Annotated in this window: 9 protein-coding genes; 6 read left to right on the forward strand and 3 right to left on the reverse strand. The window is 64.2% G+C overall.

Annotation, left to right across the window (positions count from 1 at the left end; translation table 11 throughout):
* The first annotated feature begins 2 nt into the window (after nt 1-2).
* Complete coding sequence (locus tag APZ15_RS27370) at nt 3-2,729, forward strand: toxin VasX (protein WP_138143422.1); 2,727 nt, start codon at nt 3-5, stop codon at nt 2,727-2,729.
* Nucleotides 2,726-3,805 carry a hypothetical protein gene (locus APZ15_RS41250; protein ID WP_138143424.1) on the forward strand — a complete coding sequence of 360 codons (1,080 nt, stop codon included), beginning with the start codon at nt 2,726-2,728 and terminating at the stop codon, nt 3,803-3,805. Before APZ15_RS27370 ends, APZ15_RS41250 begins: the two co-directional genes overlap by 4 nt.
* 218 nt (nt 3,806-4,023) lie before the next feature.
* Here the strand turns inward: APZ15_RS41250 and betA are convergent, their stop codons facing one another.
* From betA to betI, 3 genes are read right to left on the reverse strand one after another with little or no spacing between them, the layout of a single operon-like run.
* Complete coding sequence (gene betA, locus APZ15_RS27385) at nt 4,024-5,724, reverse strand: choline dehydrogenase (protein WP_027789749.1); 1,701 nt, start codon at nt 5,722-5,724, stop codon at nt 4,024-4,026.
* A gap of 25 nt (nt 5,725-5,749) precedes the next feature.
* Entirely contained in the window at nt 5,750-7,219 is a 1,470-nt protein-coding gene (gene betB / locus APZ15_RS27390) for a betaine-aldehyde dehydrogenase (protein ID WP_027789748.1), read from the reverse strand.
* A gap of 32 nt (nt 7,220-7,251) precedes the next feature.
* Nucleotides 7,252-7,836, reverse strand: a complete 585-nt coding sequence (gene betI / locus APZ15_RS27395) for a transcriptional regulator BetI (protein ID WP_027789747.1) — start codon at nt 7,834-7,836, stop codon at nt 7,252-7,254.
* Nucleotides 7,837-8,555: 719 nt separating this feature from the next.
* Between betI and APZ15_RS27400 the strand changes: the two genes are divergently transcribed.
* The 4 genes from APZ15_RS27400 (at nt 8,556) to APZ15_RS27415 (ending at nt 12,994) form a co-directional block, all read left to right on the forward strand.
* Nucleotides 8,556-9,458, forward strand: coding sequence for an alpha/beta fold hydrolase (locus APZ15_RS27400; RefSeq protein ID WP_027789746.1), 903 nt, complete (start codon nt 8,556-8,558; stop codon nt 9,456-9,458).
* A 67-nt stretch (nt 9,459-9,525) separates the two neighbouring features.
* A complete protein-coding gene (locus tag APZ15_RS27405) occupies nt 9,526-10,095 on the forward strand; it encodes a methyltransferase family protein (RefSeq protein ID WP_027789745.1) in 570 nt (189 codons plus the stop codon).
* Nucleotides 10,096-10,112: 17 nt separating this feature from the next.
* Nucleotides 10,113-11,396, forward strand: coding sequence for a glycosyltransferase (locus APZ15_RS27410; RefSeq protein ID WP_027789744.1), 1,284 nt, complete (start codon nt 10,113-10,115; stop codon nt 11,394-11,396).
* Nucleotides 11,393-12,994 carry a DHA2 family efflux MFS transporter permease subunit gene (locus APZ15_RS27415; protein ID WP_027789743.1) on the forward strand — a complete coding sequence of 534 codons (1,602 nt, stop codon included), beginning with the start codon at nt 11,393-11,395 and terminating at the stop codon, nt 12,992-12,994. Before APZ15_RS27410 ends, APZ15_RS27415 begins: the two co-directional genes overlap by 4 nt.
* The last annotated feature ends 3 nt before the right edge of the window (nt 12,995-12,997 follow it).

Raw genomic sequence — 12,997 nt, forward strand, 5'->3', positions numbered from 1 at the left:
TGATGGCAACGAGGTACGACAAGGCGTTAGGCCCGAATCACCCCAGCGAAAAGCAAGTCGGCAAAGCCATCTCGCCGCCGCCGTGCGAGCACGGTATCCCTGTCTATCCGTTGCGATATGGCGTGGCGGACGCCCCGTGTCATGCGAGCACCGGGTTGAGCAGTCCATACCCGGTACTTTCGGCAGGAAAGCAGCAGGGGCTTCGCATGTTGCGGCCGGGATGCTACCTCTATGTTCGTTACCTCAAGCACGGGCGTATGTGGACGCGGCAATACAGCGTGACTGAAAACGGACGCTTCACCGCCCTGTGGTGGACAGAGAAGGACTATCGGAACGAATTCCCGGGGCGCCATGCGCGAATCGATGGCGGCGCCGACCGACCCTATGTGCTCATTCCCAAGGAGCAGGCAAGCGGCCCGGTGTGGCTGATGGTGAGCGACAGCGTGCTCAGTCATCGCGCGTTGTGCGAAATGGAGCGTGATTCAGCGCGTCGGGATTTGCTGATGCGCAAGATCAACCCGCTAGGCGGCAAGCAAGCCCACTGCTTCGCAGTTGATCACCTTCCGCAGGCGCTACCGGAGCTTTCCGGGCAGGTCTATCCCTGGAGCGCAAGCTTGCCGAAGAAGGCGACGGGGCAAGCTGTCGCGGATGCCATGCGGGTTGCCGCGCTTCCTCAGAAGGACATAGACCTGTTCGCGGTGGCACTGCCTGATCCAGTCGGCATGTTGATGGATCTCAATCAGTTGGTGGGCGCTGCGCTTCAGGATCAAGAACCTTACGTGACGGAGGCTGCACGCAAGCTCCGTGTCTGGGGAATGATCGAGTCGCTGGCCGACGCGGCTCGACAGCGTGCTATCCAGGAGGCCGTGACGAGCGTGACGATAGGGGGCGTCAGGACGCACGCCGATTATCCTTATCAGCGCGGCAAGGCCGGCTATGCCAGTCGTATGCGCTTCGCCGACCATCAGGCCTACGACGCGTTCATCAAGGAGCATCCGAAACGGTTGGCCATTCTTCAGAAAGCGGTGGATGTGGCTGCGTTGGATTTGTGGGAGGCATTTCAGTCAGTCAAGCCCGCCTATACCACGCTGCTGACGCTTTACGAGAACAAGGACATCGAGAACTTTATCGACAGGCGCCTGGTCGGTGCCTGCACATTGACAGGTCTGGTCCACCATCCGAAGGGCGAAGCGTACCTAAAGGAATGCGTGACGACGGACGGCTTGACGGGTTTGCTGCACGACCTCGTCCTTGGCCATCCGCAAATCGGCGATTGGGTGGACTGGAGCAACAGTGGTGCCGTGGCTGGCGGCCTCATCAACGACACGGTCATCGAGCGTGCGCAGACCCTGTTGAAGTCGATTCCGGCGGATACCGCGTCACAGCAGTTGAGCGTCATGATCGGCGCGTTGGTTGCCAGGAGCAAACTGCGCAGCCCGGCGCAGTTCTGGACGAGCGTGTATCGCCCCGCGTTCGAAGCGCTGGAAGGTCAATTGGCAGGGGCGGTACCGGTCAAGCTGAAGGACGCGGGTACTTGGGTGCGGGACCAATTGGGGATCGAGGGCGGAAACGGCTTCCGGCCCAGGACCGTCGCTCAAAAGGCCAATGAGATGCTCACGCTGTACAAGATGTACGACGTGCAGCAAGTGCTGAATGACATGGCAGAAGCGCCCGCCAAGCTTCGGCGTGCCCACAATACGCGCGTGGGCCTCGGTGGCCTCGCTGTTATGGTGTCCACCTATAACGCGACCATGACTTTCAACGCATTGGGTAAAGAGGATGGATTGACCTTGGCGAATGCATTAGACGTCGGCGGTAAGGTGCTGGGTGTCGGTTCCAGCGGTTTGTTCATGGCGCAGGTGTATCGAAATCGGCTGTCAAACCTTGCCAGCGAAGCCGGCCAGGAAGCGAAGGCGGGGACGTTGAAGGCATCGGCCAGTAAGTTGGAGCTCTGGGCTATTGGAACGGCTGCAATTGCGGCACTTGTGCTCGCAGTGAAGGATGGGGGCTTCGGTACGTACGCTGAGCGTGGCGCAGCGGCCGGCTGGAACGCGGTCAGCGGTGCGATTGCCGGGACAGCAGCCGGTCTGGGGGGGTTATATGTTCTTAGTAGTTTAAATCCCGAATGGCTGGTCGGACTCGCGCGCAAAGACGTCCTTGTTGCGCGAGTTCCATATGGTGTCGCGAGGATGGGAGCCGGGACGTTAGGCTGGATATTGCTCGGACTGGATGGTCTCTACTCAATTGCTCGCGCTGCTCATGATCGCGTTGCCGCCGAACAGGTGGTGACAGATTGGATCGCCCGCAGTACCTGGGGCAATCGACGTAACAACGGTTATTTCGACCGTACGCCACTTGTACCGTATAAGAGCGATGCCGAGGAACTACAGGCGTTTTATACGTTATTCCTCAAGCCAACCATCACGACGGATATCCAGGTGCTCAACACCATCGGTACGTTGACTATCCCGGGATTAGGGGAGCTGCGCCGCATTACAATCAATCTCCCGGGGTGGAAACCACAGATCAGCAAATACAAGCTGACGCAGGCTCACGGCGCGGAGGGTCATGTTGCTATCTACGTGGATCCGGAGCTGGTGGTTGAGCAAGACGGTGTTGGCGTCATCACGTTGTCGAACGACGTATTGATCGGCAAGACGGAGGTCGAGTACTGGCCGAACGGCTTCACCGAACCAAATTACGTGCTGCGTGAAAGTAACTACCTATGACTACAACTCAGGACGATCCCAGCCTGCAGCCGCCGGATGCAGCGAGTTTCGAAAAACAAATCGAGGCGCTCCGTACCAAAAGCGACCATATCGGTTTGCCGAGTATCACGATCGCGATGTGGCCGCCCAGAGTGTGTTTCAGTGACGACGTGTCAGATCCACACATGTTCAACGAGCGCTATATCGAGCCAGATTTTTTGCGCGGACAGTGCTTGCTGATTATGTATTTTTTTGCATTGGCTCACAATCTTACGCTTTCTGCATTTCTATATTCTTTGTCGTCTTCATGGGGCGATCCTCAAAGAAATAATCTGGTTGATTTATTTCAAGTAAGCGGAACATACCTGATTTTTCTATTTTTCTATGGATTTATCTTCCGGCTTGCGGCGATGGGTGCGATATCGCCATCGCCTCGATTTAATCGCCAAGCGCAACTTGTACACGTACCGTCGGGTCACCAGATACTGCATCTTCGATGGCGCGATGTTCGACCGATCACTAAAATCGGCCAGACATTGAACGGCCGCTTTCGCCTTCAGCTTTATTTCCCGCAGCCGCGTCTGGAATTCGGCAAGGTATCCGAAAATTTTATTCGAAAGTGCTACAGCGAGCCGTTTGGTTTGGGTGGTGACTTTGCTTCGGGTGATGGCACGACCTTTTGGGCCAATCTGGATCGCCTCGAGTTCATCCGTCGCTACATGGAGCACGGCCTTGAGGCGATTCAACCCGATGATCATCTGCGAAGACTCGGCGGCGTACACAAACCGAGCGGCTTTCCGGTGAGCACGCCCAACCCGGATTGGTGGGACCTGTATGTCAGTCGCCCCTTTGTACGCTTGCTCTACTGGTGTGCGACCGGACCGCTGATCGACTGGTGGGTGACACGCAAGAAGGCCGCCTACAGGTGGCCCGAGGAGGTGGAGCGCTTGTGTGCCCCGGATGCGGATTTGAGCGGCTTCGACACGACGCCTGTCAAATCGCGCACGGACGTGTTCTACCGCTATGCCGGTGATCGCGGCTACGAACTGGTCGATGCCAAAGGGCGTCCGATCTCGGTGTCAGTCGTGTCGCGATAGGGGCCACCGCAATTCGGCGTCCAACACAACGGATTTCATTGCTCGGAGCGAGAAGCGGGAAGCATTCCGAGGACCGAGTGCTGAATCGGATGCCTACCCCGCATGAGGCATCCGCAATCACCGTTAACCGTGAACATGCGCGTCACAGAGAATGCAGACCGGGATAGAGCAGACGTCATGCGAATCCCGGTCATGCCTTGTATCGGCGTCGTGCCCCGTCAAACCGTCTCCGGCTGCCGCACGGCCTTCGCGACATTCCGCGCCATCGCCCCATTCGCGACGAAGTAGGGCACGTCCACACGCGCGAGCGGTTGCTTGCCACGAATCTTGTCCGCGATTTTCTCCGCGATCATGATCGTCGGCGCATTGAGGTTACCGGTCGTGATGATCGGCATGATCGACGCATCGACCACACGCAGCCCTTCCAGCCCGTGCACGCGGCCTTCTTCATCGACCACCGCCATATCGTCGTAACCCATCTTGCACGAGCACGACGGATGGAACGCGGTTTCCGCGCGGGCCCGCACGAACGCGTCGAGTTCCTTGTCGGTCTTGCAATCGGCGCCCGGGTTCAGCTCGCGGCCGCGATAGCGGTCGAGCGCGGGCTGCCGCATGATTTCACGCGTCGCGCGGATCGCATCGCGGAACTCGCGCCAGTCGAGCGCTTCGGCCATGTAGTTGAACAGGATGCTCGGATGCTGGTTCGGATCGCGCGAGCGCAGCTTCACGCGGCCGCGGCTCGGCGAGCGCATCGAGCCCACGTGCGCCTGGAAGCCGTGCATCTCGATCGCGTTCGAGCCGTTGTAGTTGATCGCCACCGGCAGGAAGTGGTACTGGATGTTCGGCCACAGGTCGTCGTCGCGCGTGCGGATGAAGCCGCCCGCCTCGAAGTGGTTGCTCGCGCCGAGGCCCGTACCGTTCAGCATCCATTCAAGGCCGATCTTCGGCTGGTTCCACCACTTCAGCGCCGGGTACAGGGAGACGGGTTCCTTGCACTCGTACTGGATGTACATCTCCAGGTGATCCTGCAGGTTCTGGCCGACGCCGGGCAGGTCGAGCACGACGGGAATGTCGAGCTCCTTCAGCCACGCGCCGGGGCCGACGCCCGAGCGCTGCAGCAGTTGCGGGGACGCGATCGCGCCGCTGCACACGAGCACTTCGCGGCGCGCGTGCGCGGTCGCACGTTCGTTGCCGCGCAGGTACGTGACGCCCGATGCGCGCTTGCCGTCGAACAGGATGCGATCGGCGAGCGCATGCGTGACGATCTCGAGGTTCGGCCGTGCACGCGCCTGGTCGAGGTAACCGCGCGCGGTGCTCGCCCGGCGGCCCTTTGGCGTGACGGTGCGGTCCATCGGGCCGAAGCCTTCCTGCTGATAGCCGTTCAGGTCGTCGGTGCGCGGATAGCCGGCCTGCACACCCGCGTCGACCATCGCCTCGAACAGCGGGTTCACGCCCGGCTTGCTGGTCGTGACCGACACGGGGCCGCTGCCGCCGTGATAGTCGTTCGGGCCGACGTCGCGCGTCTCGGCTTTCTTGAAGTACGGCAGGCAGTCGAGATACGTCCAGTTCTCGAGACCCTTGTGCGTCGACCAGTTGTCGTAGTCGAGCGCGTTGCCGCGGATGTAGCACATCCCGTTGATCAGCGACGAGCCGCCGAGCCCCTTGCCGCGCCCGCATTCCATCCGGCGGTTGTCCATGTGCGGCTCGGGGTCGGTTTCGTACGCCCAGTTGTAGCGGCGGCCCTGCAGCGGATAGGCGAGTGCCGCCGGCATCTGCGTGCGGAAGTCGAAGCGGTAGTCGGGGCCGCCCGCTTCGAGCAGCAGCACCGTCACGTCCGGATCTTCCGTCAGGCGCGTTGCGAGCACGTTGCCCGCGGAACCCGCGCCGCAGATGATGTAGTCGTATTCGCGTGTCGTCATGACGGTCAATCTCCTTTCGTGATCCTTAAAACACCGGGTTGTAGCGGCCGAGCTCGACCTGCACCGACTTGATTCGAGTGTAGTGCTCGAGCGTCGTGATGCCGTTCTCGCGTCCGACACCGGATTGCTTGTATCCGCCAACCGGCATCTCGGCCGGCGATTCGCCCCACGTGTTGATCCAGCAGATGCCGGCTTCGAGGCGATGGATCGTGCGGTGCGCGCGCGACAGGTTCTCCGTCACCACGCCGGCTGCGAGCCCGTAGTGCGTATCGTTCGCGCGGGCGATCACTTCGTCTTCCGATTCGAAATCGAGGATGCTCATCACCGGCCCGAAGATTTCCTCGCGGACGATCTTCATGTCGTCGCGGCAATCGCCGAACACGGTCGGCGCGACGTACTGGCCGCCGCCGAAGTGGCCGTCTGTCAGGCGCGTGCCGCCCGCGAGCAGCTTCGCGCCTTCGGCCTTGCCGCTTTCGATGAAGCCGAGCACCTTGTCGAGCTGCGCGGCCGATACGAGCGGGCCGAAGTTGGTGTCGGCGTCGGTCGGCTTGCCCACGCGGATGCGCTTCACGCGTTCGAGCACCTTCTGCGTGAACGCGTCCTTGACCGAACGGTGCACGAACACGCGCGTGCCGTTCGTGCAGACCTGGCCCGAGCTGAAGAAGTTGGCGGTGACCGCGATGTCGGCCGCGCGGTCGAGATCCGCATCGTCGAACACGATCAGCGGTGACTTGCCGCCGAGTTCCATCGTCACTTCCTTCAGCGACGATGCGCCGGCGAGCGACATCACCTTCTTGCCCGTCTCGACGCCGCCGGTGAACGACACCTTCGCGATGTCCGGATGGCCCGTCAGCAGCGCGCCGACCGAGCCGTCGCCCTGCACGACGTTGAACACGCCGGCCGGCACGCCGGCTTCCGTGTAGATTTCCGCAAGCTTCAGCGCGGTGAGCGGCGTGACTTCGCTCGGCTTGAACACCATCGCGTTGCCGGCCGCGAGCGCGGGCGCCGTCTTCCAGCACGCGATCTGGATCGGGTAGTTCCATGCGCCGATGCCCGCGCACACGCCGAGCGGCTCGCGCCGCGTGTAGACGAACGATTCGGCGCGCAGCGGCACCTGCAGCCCTTCGATCGCGGTGGCGAGGCCCGCGTAGTACTCGATCACGTCCGCGCCGGTGACGATGTCGACCGCGAGCGTCTCGGCGATCGGCTTGCCCGTGTCGCGCGTTTCCAGCGCCGCGAGTTCGTCGTTGCGCTCGCGCAGCAGGTCGACCGCGCGGCGCAGGATGCGCGAGCGCTGCATCGCGGTCATCGCGGCCCATTCACGCTGGCCTTCCTGCGCGGATGCAACCGCGCGATCGACGTCGGCCGCGCTGGCCTGCTGCACCTGCGCGAGCAGTTCGCCGGTGGCGGGATCGAAGGTGTCGAAAGTCTTGCCGCTCGTGGCGTCGACGTAACCGCCACCGATGTAGAGGCGCTGCAAACCGAATACGGACATGAGGATCTCCTTGAGGGCGACTGCGTCGCGCGTCAGTCGGACGCGAGCAGCAGGTCGATGTAATCGTGGGCGAGCTTCAATGCAGCCCGGGTGTCGATCGGGCCGCCGGCGAGTGCGCCGCGCAGCCACAGGCCGTCGATCAGCGCGGCGAGGCCGCCGGCGGCCTCGCGCGCCTGCGTGCGGGGCAACGCCTTCGCGAATTCCGCGCACAGGTTCGAATGGAGGCGCCGCGTGTTGACGTGCTGCAGGCGCTTGAGCATCGGGTCGTGCATGCTCTGCGACCAGAACGCGAGCCACGTCTTCATGACGGGCGCGCTCACCTGTGTGTCGTCGAAGTTCGCGGCGACGATCGCGCGCAGCCGCGAGCGCGGGTCCTTGCGTGCCGCCACGCGGCGGCGCGTGGTGGCCGACCACAGGTCGCGCAGCACGTGCCGCATCGTCGCTTCGAGCAGGCCGTCCTTGTCGCCGAAGTAGTGGCTGACGATGCCCGTCGAGATGTTCGCGCGCTGCGCGACGGACGCGAGCGTCGTGCCGGGCAGGCCCGCTTCGTCGATCGAACGCAGCGTGGCGTCGATCAACTGTGCGCGGCGAATCTCCCGCATTCCGACTTTCGGCATCGCGACTCCCTTCGCCCGGACGGGCCGTCCATGGAAGTCGAGAGCTTAGCGGTTTTTTATTGATCGTTCAATCAACAAAAAATCGGGGTCTGACGGTGACGGCGGGTGCCGGGCAGACGAAAGGGCAGTCGGCCGTGCGTTGTGCAGGTGCGGAAAAATAATCGAAAGATGGTTAAGAAAACAGAAGTTTGTTTAAAACGCTTTCTGAAGTCGGCGATCAATCCGGTTAATCGTTACGGGTGTCGAAGCGATTACGGAATGAAAGAATATTGAGCTATGTGATATTCGGTGAAATATGGAAGGCGGTCGAAGAAACGACGTCACGTTTCATTCATGAAAATTCGTTTTAAATAGGCGAATAAAACGGTTCAAGCTATTGAATTTAAATGAATATCGCATGATAATGAGGGATTCGAACGGCGCTCCGCAAACGATTGCGATCACCCTCGAAAGGATTCCGCTTACCATAAAAAATGGCGGAATAATTTGAAGCGGCGGTATTTCCTGACAGAGTAGAGGGTATCGTTGGAATGACTTGAGTCAGTAATATTGTCCGTATTAGTATGGCGCCGCACTACGAGGAATGAATCGATGCAGCCGGTATTGCCGCGGTGCATTGGCCAATCGCGCGATTCGGATTGAGCGCGAAAACCGGCGCAGCCATTGCGCACCTGCAGCATGCCGCGACGTCGAGACGCCGCATCCACCGGAGAACGACGATGCTGACCGAAAAACACGTGGTCCCGCTACCGAATGGTCTGAAGGTCTACGTCGAACGGAACGTGTTCGACCCGGCGTTCGACACGGCGATGCTCGTCAACGGCGCGCTCGCGACGACCGCGTCGTTCGGGCAGACCGTCCAGTATCTCGGCGAGCGGATGAACACGATCTGCTTCGACCTGCCGTACGCGGGGCAGTCGCGCCAGCACAACCCGGGCTGCTTCATCCTGACGAAAGACGACGAAGCCGCGATCCTGCAGTACCTGGTCGAGCGTTTCGCGCCGGCCTACCTCGTGTCGGTGTCGTGGGGCGGCGTGGCGTCGCTGTTCGCGCTCGCACGCGGCTGCCCGAGCGTGCGGCGCGCGGCGATCTGCTCGTTCTCGCCGTTCCTGAACGACGCGATGGTCGACTACGTGACGCGCGCCCGCGACCACATCGCGGCCGGCGAGAACCTGAAGGCCGCGCAGTTGCTGAACGACACCGTCGGCCGCTACCTGCCGCGCATCATGAAGCTGTACAACTACCGCTATCTCACGCGCCTGCCGCGCGACGAGCAGGACCAGGTCGCGTTCCACGTCGACCAGATCCTGTCGCTGCAGCCCGAGCGCTACCTCAGCGAGTTCTCGAACATCGGCTGCGAGCTCCTGTTCCTGAACGGCGAGCGTGACGAATACACGACGCCCGCCGACGTGCGCCAGCTCGGCGCGCACGTGCCGCGCGCGCGGTTCGCGACGGTGCCGGACGCCGGCCACTTCCTCGACATCGAAGGCCGCGCGCAGCGCGAATACACGCGTGCGGCGCTGCTCGACTTTTTCTGCGGCGAGTCGTCGCTCGCCGCCGGCATCGCGCTCGCCGCCGCGCAGGCGTGCGTGCCCGCGCCGATGCACGCGTTGTCGTCGTGACGCCGCGCGCCGTGCGTCCGGTACGCAGCGCGCATCCGAATTCCCATCCCAACGAGGCAGGCCAGCCGTGAATATCGTTCAGACCATCGCCATCGTCGTTCCGTGGGCCGCGTGGCTCGCCTACTGGATCGCCACTTCGCAAGGCGTGAAGGCGACCGTGCGCAAGGAAGCGTCGCGCTCGCGCACGCTGCAGTCGATTCCGCTGATCGTCGGCGGCGCGCTGATCATCCTGCCCGATCCGTCGTGGCAGGCGCTCGTGCCCGACTGGCAGCGTTTCGGACTGCAGGCGCAGTGCGGGCTCGCGGTGCTGGTCGCGGGCCTGCTGTTCTCGGTGTGGGCGCGGCTGCATCTCGGCACGAACTGGAGCGTGTCGGTCACGCTGAAGGAAGACCATGAACTCGTGCGCACCGGGCCATACGCGCTCGTGCGTCACCCGATCTATACGGGCTGCCTGATCGCGCTCGTCGGCGCCGCGCTGATCGGCGGCGAATGGCGCGGCGCGATCGGCGTGCTGCTCGTGTTCGCGTCGCTCGCGTACAAGGTGCGCGTCGAGGAAAGCTGGCTGACCGGGTATTTCGGGCCGGCATACACGCAGTACCGCCGCGAGGTCGCGGCGCTGATTCCCGGCTTCTACTGATCCCCGCGAGGCGCGCGATGGCGAAGATGATCGTGACCGCGATCGGCTCGGCGGGCGACGTGCATCCGCTGCTCGGCGTCGCGCGCACGCTCGCGGCGCGCGGCCACGACGTCGTGTTCTGCACGCACGCGCCGTTCGAGGCGGCCGTGCGCCATTGCGGGTTCGAATTCGTGCCGATCGGCACCGCGGCCGAATACGAGGCCGCGATGGCGAACCCCGCGCTGTGGGATTCGCGCACGTCGTTTCGCACGCTGTGGCAGGTGATCGCACCGACGCTGCGCCCGCACTACGACGCGCTGCGTGCGCTGGCCGACGGCGACACGGTGCTCGTCGGCACGCTGTGGGCGTTCTCCGCGCGCTTCATGCAGGAGCTGCACGGCACGCCGTACGTGTCGGTGCAGGTGTCGCCGTCGACGCTGCTGTCCGCGCATGCGCCGCCGACCCACCCGCGCCTGACGATTCCCGCGCGTTGGCCGCTGCCCGTGAAGGCGGCGCTGATGACGCTGATCGAGCGCCAGGTGCTCGATCGCACATGCGGCCCCGCGCTCAACGCGGTGCGCCGCGATCTCGGGCTCGCGCCCGCGCGGCGCGTGCTGGGCCGCTGGCTGCATTCCACCGACGGCGTGCTGTGCCTGTTTCCCGGCTGGTTCGCGCCGCCGCAGCCGGACTGGCCGTCGAATCATCTGCAAAGCGGTTTTCCGTTGTTCAACGATATTGCGACTCCCGACGACGATGTGGCACTCGATGCGTTTCTCGCGGCCGGCGAACCCCCGGTCGTGTTCACGGCCGGTTCGACACGCGTCGATCACGCGGCCTACGCGCGCGCGGTGGCGGACGCGCTGCGCGCGACCGGCGCGCGCGGGATCCTGCTGACGCCGCACGATGCGGCGCCGGACGGCGACTGTTTGCTCGTGCGCCGCTTCGTGCCGATGCGCACGCTGCTGCCGCGCTGCCGCGCGCTCGTGCATCACGGCGGGATCGGCACGGCGGCGCTCGCGTTCGAAGCCGGGATCGCGCAGGTCGTCACGCCGTTCGCGCACGACCAGTTCGACAACGCGCAACGGGTTGCCGCGAGCGGCTGCGGCGTGCGGGCCGACGGCCCGATCGACGGTGCGCGGCTCGGCGCGGCGCTCGCGCGCGTGCTCGGCGAGCCCGCGTTTGCGGCGCACGCGGCGCGTACACGCGCACGGCTGGCGGCCGAGCGGGACGGCTGCGACGCCGCCGCCGATTTCATCGAACGGTTCGCGCCGCCGCGCGGGCGGCCAGCCGCACGGCCCGAAGCCGCGGTGGCCGGCGCATGAGCACCGCGTCGCCGCTTCACGACGGGCCCGTCGCGGCGTCTGCGTTCGATGCGCCGGCCCCGGCGTCGGAACCGGCCGCGCAACCGGTGCGCGGCATCCGGCTCGCGCTGCTGACGTTCGCGCTGTCGCTCGCGACCTTCATCGAGGTGCTCGACTCGACCGTGACGAACGTCGCGGTGCCGGCGATCTCCGGCAGTCTCGGCGTATCGAACAGCCAGGGCACGTGGGTGATCAGTTCGTATTCGGTCGCGGCCGCGATCGCGGTGCCGCTGACGGGCTGGCTCGCGCGCCGCGTCGGCGAATTGCGGTTGTTCGTCGGCGCGGTGCTGCTGTTCACGCTGACGTCGCTGCTGTGCGGGCTCGCGCGCGACCTGCACGTGCTCGTGATCTGCCGCGCGCTGCAGGGGCTGTGCTCGGGGCCGATGGTGCCGCTGTCGCAGACGATCCTGCTGCGCACGTTCCCGCCGGACAAGCGCACGATCGCGCTCGCACTGTGGGCGATGACGGTGCTGCTCGCGCCGATCTTCGGGCCGGTGGTCGGCGGCTGGATTGTCGACAACTTCTCGTGGCCGTGGATCTTCCTGATCAACCTGCCGATCGGGCTGTTCTCGTTCGCGGTCTGCACCGCGATGCTGCGCCCCGACGCGCAACGCGGCACGGCCGGCCCGATCGACGTGCCGGGCATCGTGCTGCTCGTGATCGGCGTCGGCTCGCTGCAGGCGATGCTCGATCTCGGCCATGATCGCGGCTGGTTCGGTTCGCCGCTGATCGTCACGCTGGCGGTGGTCGCGGGGCTCGCGATCGTGTCGCTGCTGATCTGGGAGGCGGGCGAGGCGCATCCCGTCGTCGACCTGAGCCTGTTCCGCGATCGCACGTTCTCGTTCTGCGTGCTGATCATCTCGCTCGGGATGATGAGCTTCTCGGTGGTCGGCGTCGTGTTTCCGCTGTGGATGCAGGCCGTGATGGGCTACAACGCGTTTCACGCGGGGCTCGCGACGGCGTCGCTCGGCGTGCTCGCGCTGGTGTTCTCGATTCTCGTCGGGATCCACGCGCACCGCTTCGACGCGCGCGTGCTCGCGACCTTCGGCTTCCTCGTGTTCGCGGCCGTGCTCGCGTGGGATGCGCATTTCACGCTGAAGATGACGTTCGCGCAGATCGCCGCGCCGGGGCTGATCCAGGGGATCGGGCTGCCGTGCTTCTTCATTCCGCTGACGGCCGCGACGCTGTCGCGCATTCCGGACGACAGGCTCGCCGCCGCGTCGAGCCTGTCGAACTTCCTGCGCACGCTGTCGGCCGCGTTCGGCACCGCGATGAGCGTGACGCTGTGGGACAACCGCGCGACCTATCACTACGACGTCGTGTCGCAATCCGTCACGCACGCATCGGCGAACACGCAGCGCTTCGTGCACACGCTGAACGCGATGGGCGTGGACGGCGTACGCGAGCTGACGACGCTGCACCAGGTCGTGATGCAGCAGGCCTACATGATGGCGACCAACGACATGTTCTGGATGGCGAGCATGACGTGTCTCGCACTCGCGGCGATGATGTGGCTGACGCGGCCGAAGCGTGGCGCGGCCGCGTCGTTCGGGCATTGAGGA

Source organism: Burkholderia cepacia ATCC 25416, assembly GCF_001411495.1.
GTDB classification, from domain to species: domain Bacteria; phylum Pseudomonadota; class Gammaproteobacteria; order Burkholderiales; family Burkholderiaceae; genus Burkholderia; species Burkholderia cepacia.

What these genes read in the sequence shown, in the direction of transcription:
- betB (WP_027789748.1), bottom strand. Translation starts at nt 7,219, where the DNA reads ATGTCCGTATTCGGTTTGCAGCGCCTCTACATCGGTGGCGGTTACGTC.
- betA (WP_027789749.1), bottom strand. Translation starts at nt 5,724, where the DNA reads ATGACGACACGCGAATACGACTACATCATCTGCGGCGCGGGTTCCGCG.
- APZ15_RS27415 (WP_027789743.1), top strand. Translation starts at nt 11,393, where the DNA reads ATGAGCACCGCGTCGCCGCTTCACGACGGGCCCGTCGCGGCGTCTGCG.
- APZ15_RS41250 (WP_138143424.1), top strand. Translation starts at nt 2,726, where the DNA reads ATGACTACAACTCAGGACGATCCCAGCCTGCAGCCGCCGGATGCAGCG.
- betI (WP_027789747.1), bottom strand. Translation starts at nt 7,836, where the DNA reads ATGCCGAAAGTCGGAATGCGGGAGATTCGCCGCGCACAGTTGATCGAC.
- APZ15_RS27400 (WP_027789746.1), top strand. Translation starts at nt 8,556, where the DNA reads ATGCTGACCGAAAAACACGTGGTCCCGCTACCGAATGGTCTGAAGGTC.
- APZ15_RS27410 (WP_027789744.1), top strand. Translation starts at nt 10,113, where the DNA reads ATGGCGAAGATGATCGTGACCGCGATCGGCTCGGCGGGCGACGTGCAT.
- APZ15_RS27370 (WP_138143422.1), top strand. Translation starts at nt 3, where the DNA reads ATGGCAACGAGGTACGACAAGGCGTTAGGCCCGAATCACCCCAGCGAA.